The following is a 5,382-nucleotide window of genomic DNA, read 5'->3' on the forward strand; positions in this document are numbered from 1 at the left end:
GTCCAATGCTGCCCCCAGTGAAACAGGCCCAACGGAAGCACTGTGCGCTCACTAAGCCTCCCTTGCAGAGAGCGATAGCGCAGGTGCACGGTGCCACCTTCACGAACGGCCGTATGCAGTGGCTGCCAGCACGGCAGCGACACAGGCACTGCGCGCAGCGCTCGGGCGATGCGCGGCTTGGGAGGACCGGAGGGGGATGCCGCCTGCAGCTTATGCAACAACGAACGCGCCGCTGGCTGCAGGTGTCCGCCACCACTGCAGGCCAGCATCTCCACCGCCAATTGCAATGCCTCGAGCTCTGACGCATCCAAGGTCAGGGGCGGTAATTCAAAGTTGGGCTTGAGGCTATAGCCAATGCCCGCCTCGCCATAGACAGGTATACCGGCCACGGACAGGTCATCCATATAGCGGTAGATGCTGCGCACGGAAATACCCAGCTCTGTGGCCAGCACCGCCGCAGTAACTGGCTGTCGCACACGAATCAGATTGACCAACTGGAACAGACGATCGGCCTTGCGCATGATGGTTGCCGTGACTACAGCTGCTGTAAATATCCTCCAGCACCCGAAAATGCAAGCGGGTGTGCCGAGTCGCCATAGCGCGCTGCTCGAAGCTCGGATACGGCTGTGGCAGGCGACAGGAGAGCGGGTTGAGGCCGGACACTTGGCGTTGACGCGCCCAAGCCCATACAGCTGGGATACTGACTCCATCAAAGCTGAGCAACTGCCCCATGATGACCAAGTGGCGGCTGACCCTATTCAGGATCAGCAGGAGAATGTGGTTCCGATCCACTCTTTACGGGGTATTGGGTATCGTAACCGCCCTGGCAGGCGCTGCCGCCAAGTTCGTGTTACCGACTGGGCTCGCCACCCAGATTGGTGTTGATTCGGTCGGCAACATCCTCGGCATCCTGGCCGCCTCAATGCTGACGGTCACGACCTTCGCCCTTTCAACGATGGTTGCCGCTTACGGCTCGGCGTCCACCAACGCCACGCCGCGCGCCTCTCGATTACTGATTGAAGATACCCGGGCGCAAGGTACGCTGGCGACGTTCGTTGGTGCGTTCCTGTTCTCCATCGTCGGGCTCATCGCACTCAGCACGGGTATCTATGGGGACAGCGGACGACTTGTCCTGTTCGGAGCGACCATAGCGGTCATCATCGTCATCACCGTGACACTCCTTCGGGCCATCGAGCAGTTTTCCCGCTTTGGACGGCTGGGAGAAACGGTTGATCTGGTTGAAAAAGCCACGTTGAAGTCGATGAAGCAGCGCGCAGATGCGCCGTTTCTCGGCGGGATTCCCTACAGTGGCATAGCGCCAAGCAACACCATTGATGTCTTCGCCGCGGATGTTGGGTACGTTGAGCACATTGATGTGCAGCGGCTCAATGCCATCGCGGAGGAACACCAGCTGACGGTCTATTTGACCTGTCAGCCAGGCACCTTTGCGACTCCCAATCGCGCACTTCTGAGCGTTGGGGGCCTTCTCAACGACGATCAAAGAACACAGATGATTGAAGCGCTCACCATCGGCGGTTCTCGCAGGATGGAGAACGATCCGCGTTACGGCCTGGTCGTCCTCGCCGAGATCGGCGTGCGATCCATGTCTCCTGCCGTCAATGATCCTGGCACGTGCATCACGGTCATCGGTACCTGTGTGCGACTTCTGCTCAGATGGGATGCCTTGGCCTGCGCAGGTGAGCCTGACAAAGTGCGGTATTCCCACGTCCACATCGCTCAACTGGATGTGGACGACCTGTTCGAAGATGTGTTTGCGCCCATATCGACCGATGCAGCAGGGTCTCTTGAAGTCAACATCAGGCTGCAAAAAGCGTTCGCCGCCCTCTGCGCCGGCTGCTCACCCGCCACTCGCGAAGCCGCTCGACGCCACGCCGACGCGTCTTTGGAGCGCGCAGTGCAAACGCTGAAATTCTCCCGGGATCAAGAAAAGCTTCGGGCGATCGCTGCGGTAGAACATCAACGCGCTCAAGACGCAGCTACCCGCCAGGCAGTAGCGTCTGGTCACTGAGACCTGAGATTGGGATGATCGCTACGAATGGACATCGGCACATCCATCCTGGCACTACCACTCACCAGCGCTGGAACCTCTGTATCGAGATCCACCCTCCCGTCGCTTTCACGGGCTGCGTGGTTCCATATCGCCCAATGCGCGCAACTCCCATCCTGTCCGGCCTCACGCGCCGTGAAGACAGAGCCTTGGACTTGGGTGGCCTACGCTTACGCGTTAGACTTGGACGCTTTCATTCGCAAAATGGAGGCCACGAGACACTATCGTGAAGGTATTTCCCCTCATTTACTTGTGTGTTGCTGCAACGGCCACAGGCACAATCCACGCTCAAGAAGCGCCCAACACTCCTGTTGAACCATTTGTCGATGTGGGTGGCGCCATCCGGTTCAATTATGGCTGGCTGGACTACGGCCCCACAAGCCGCCTGCAACTTGAACTGCTTCGCGCAGACGTAAAAGCCGGAGCTGGCCCGCTTTTCTTCTCTGCCCAATATCGCTGGTATGACGGTTTCGATGCCGTCCACCATGCCTACGCCGGATGGAATTTCAACGAAGCAACGCAGCTCAAGGCCGGCATCCAGCAGGTTCCCTTCGGACTCCTGCCTACCGTCTCGCAGAGCTTCTGGTTCGGCTCAGGCTACTACCTYGGCATTGAGGACGATTACGATCCGGGTGTGACGCTCAGCCATGAACGTGGCGACCATCACTGGATAGTCGGCTGGTTCTCGGGGGATGAATACGGAAGCGGCTCTCGCTACAACCGATACTCCTTTGACGTGGCCCAGACTGCTGACCTGCCCTACAGGGAACGAGAGCGCGTTCACTTCAGATACGAACACACCAGCGCCTTSCATAACGGTGAGGTGCTGCTCGGGGCCTCTGGATTCAGTGGTCAGGTTCAGAACACCACTACCCGCCGTCACTATCGTCACCAGGGTGCTGCGCTGCATGCCCAGTGGAAACGGGATGGCTGGACGACCCAGCTGCAATGGGCTCGCTACCGTTACAGCGTGCCAGGCGACCGGATTGCGATGTCTGCCTTCCTTGCCCCCTTTGAGATTGCGTCGGAAGCCGATGTCCCCAGCGCAAACGTGGCCTACTCCTTCGGTGAGCAGCGCTGGCTCGATGACATCACCTGCTACAACAACCTCAGTATGACGCGCCCGATGGGACGCAGCCAAGGCGTGAGGGATTCATGGCAGAACGTGACCGGATGCAGCCTGCAAAAAGGGATCATGTTGACTTACGTGGACTGGATTGCGGGCAAGAACATGTGGTTTGCAGGCGGGGACGGCATCGGAATCGATGACGGCGGCCCCTCCCGCTGGCATAGCCGACTCAACCTCAACATCGGGTTCTATTTCTAAGCGCAAGTCGCACTCCTGCTTCAACGATCATCAACCGGAGGAATTTATGCAGAGCCCAGCTCCGCCATCCACTCCTGTTCGCCAGCGCATCTTGCCGCAGGTGTTCATTCCCACTGCGGCCATCGTGCTTTTACTGTTGGCGCTATCCATCTTCGTTCCAGAAAAAGCGACGACTTGGTTCACAGCAGCCAAGAACTGGACCGCCAATGACGCGGGCTGGTTCACCATCTTATCGGTCGCAGGCTTCCTGGTGTTTGTGGTCGGTGTAGCGATCAGTGGCTACGGGCGCATCAAGCTCGGCCCAGACCACAGTCGCCCTGATTACAGCTATGCCTCGTGGTTTGCCATGCTCTTTGCGGCAGGCATGGGCATTGGCCTGATGTTCTTCGGCGTGGCAGAGCCGATCATGCACTACGCTACCCCGCCGACCGGCACGGCCGAGTCTGCCGAGGCAGCTCGCCAGGCGATGCGTATCACCTTCTTCCATTGGGGTGTGCATGCCTGGGCCATCTACGCTGTTGTTGCGTTGGCATTGGCCTACTTTGCCTATCGCCACAACCTGCCGCTCCGGGTGCGATCGGCGCTCTATCCGCTCATCGGAGAACGCATCCACGGCCCCATCGGCCATGCGGTGGATACGTTTGCAGCCCTTGGCACCATCTTTGGCCTGGCCACGTCGCTTGGCCTGGGGGTAATGCAGATCAACTCCGGACTGAACTACTTGTTTGGCCTGGAAGTCAGCACCCTCGTGCAGGTGTCGCTGATCGGCATCATCACCCTGGTCGCCACGGGATCAGTGGTGGCAGGCCTGGACAGCGGTGTGCGCCGACTCTCTGAGATCAACATGATCATGGCCGTCGCACTGCTTGCATTCGTGCTTGTCTGCGGCCCCACCGTCCACCTGATGCAGGCATTTGTACAGAACACCGGAATGTATGCCTCCCAGCTGTTCTCGATGACATTCAACCTGTATGCCTATGAGCCAAGTGGTTGGCTCGGTGGCTGGACCTTGTTCTACTGGGGCTGGTGGATTGCCTGGTCGCCCTTCGTTGGCATGTTCATCGCCCGCATCTCGCGAGGCCGCACGGTGCGTGAGTTCGTGGTTGGCGTCTTGCTGGTGCCGCTGGGGTTCACATTCCTTTGGATGACCATCTACGGCAACTCCGCCTTGTTCATGGTCCGATCCGAAGGTGTTCAGGAGCTCGTCACGGCCGTTTCGAATGACAGCTCCATGGCGTTGTTTGAATTCCTGCGCCACCTTCCACTGACGATGATCACCTCCTCGCTGGCCGTCGTGCTCGTCGCGTTGTTCTTTGTCACGTCGGCTGACTCAGGCGCCTTGGTCATAGACATGCTGACCTCCAAGGGTGAGGAAGAGTCGCCGGTGTGGCAGCGCATCTTCTGGGCACTCTTGGTTGGAGGCATCGCCGTTGCCCTGCTCATCGCTGGCGGACTGGAGTCCCTCCAGGCAGCCACAATTGCCAGCGCACTGCCCTTTACCGTGGTCATGATCTTGATGTGCTGGGGCCTGCTCAAAGCCATGCATCTGGATGCAACGAAGCGCTCAATCTCGCGCGACGCACGGCTGCTTCCAGGCACCAGCGGCGACTGGCGCGCGAGACTTAAACTGCTCGCGCACAATCCCGTCAAGATCGAGGTGGTTGGCTTTATCAGGGAACAGGTGCTGCCCGCCCTCCAAGAGGTTGCGGTGGAGCTGCGCAAGCAGGACCTTCCTGTTGAAGTCACCGAGGGAGAAGACGGGCGTGCCTGGCTACGCGTAGGCCACGGCGAGGAAATGGACTTCTTCTACTCCGTGCGTCCTCAGCCTTACGAACCGCCCACCTTCGCGTTGCAGGATCCACGCCGCCCAGTGAGCGAGGGGACCCGCCACTATCGGGCTGAGGTGTACCTGCGCGAAGGCGGACAGGACTACGACGTCATGGGTTGGCCGAAAGTGCAGTTGATCCACGATGTGCTGGACCAATAC

The 5,382-nt window shown here is 59.4% G+C and carries 4 protein-coding genes; 3 read left to right on the forward strand and 1 reads right to left on the reverse strand.

Annotated features, from left to right (window positions below; all coding sequences use genetic code 11):
- A partial coding sequence (locus AC1DQP_RS15760; protein ID WP_478051967.1) for a helix-turn-helix transcriptional regulator occupies positions 1-521 on the reverse strand: 521 nt, incomplete at its 3' end.
- A 209-nt stretch (positions 522-730) separates the two neighbouring features.
- Between AC1DQP_RS15760 and AC1DQP_RS15765 the strand changes: the two genes are divergently transcribed.
- The 3 genes from AC1DQP_RS15765 to AC1DQP_RS15775 form a co-directional block, all read left to right on the forward strand.
- Complete coding sequence (locus AC1DQP_RS15765; protein ID WP_478051968.1) at positions 731-2,029, forward strand: DUF2254 domain-containing protein; 1,299 nt, start codon at positions 731-733, stop codon at positions 2,027-2,029.
- A gap of 265 nt (positions 2,030-2,294) precedes the next feature.
- A complete protein-coding gene (locus AC1DQP_RS15770) occupies positions 2,295-3,395 on the forward strand; it encodes a hypothetical protein (RefSeq protein WP_478051969.1) in 1,101 nt (366 codons plus the stop codon).
- Positions 3,396-3,441: 46 nt separating this feature from the next.
- On the forward strand, positions 3,442-5,382 hold a 1,941-nt coding region (locus AC1DQP_RS15775; RefSeq protein ID WP_478051970.1), incomplete at its 3' end, for a BCCT family transporter.

The sequence above is a fragment of the Stenotrophomonas sp. P5_A8 genome (assembly GCF_056400545.1).

What these genes read in the sequence shown, in the direction of transcription:
- AC1DQP_RS15765 (WP_478051968.1), top strand. Translation starts at nt 731, where the DNA reads ATGATGACCAAGTGGCGGCTGACCCTATTCAGGATCAGCAGGAGAATG.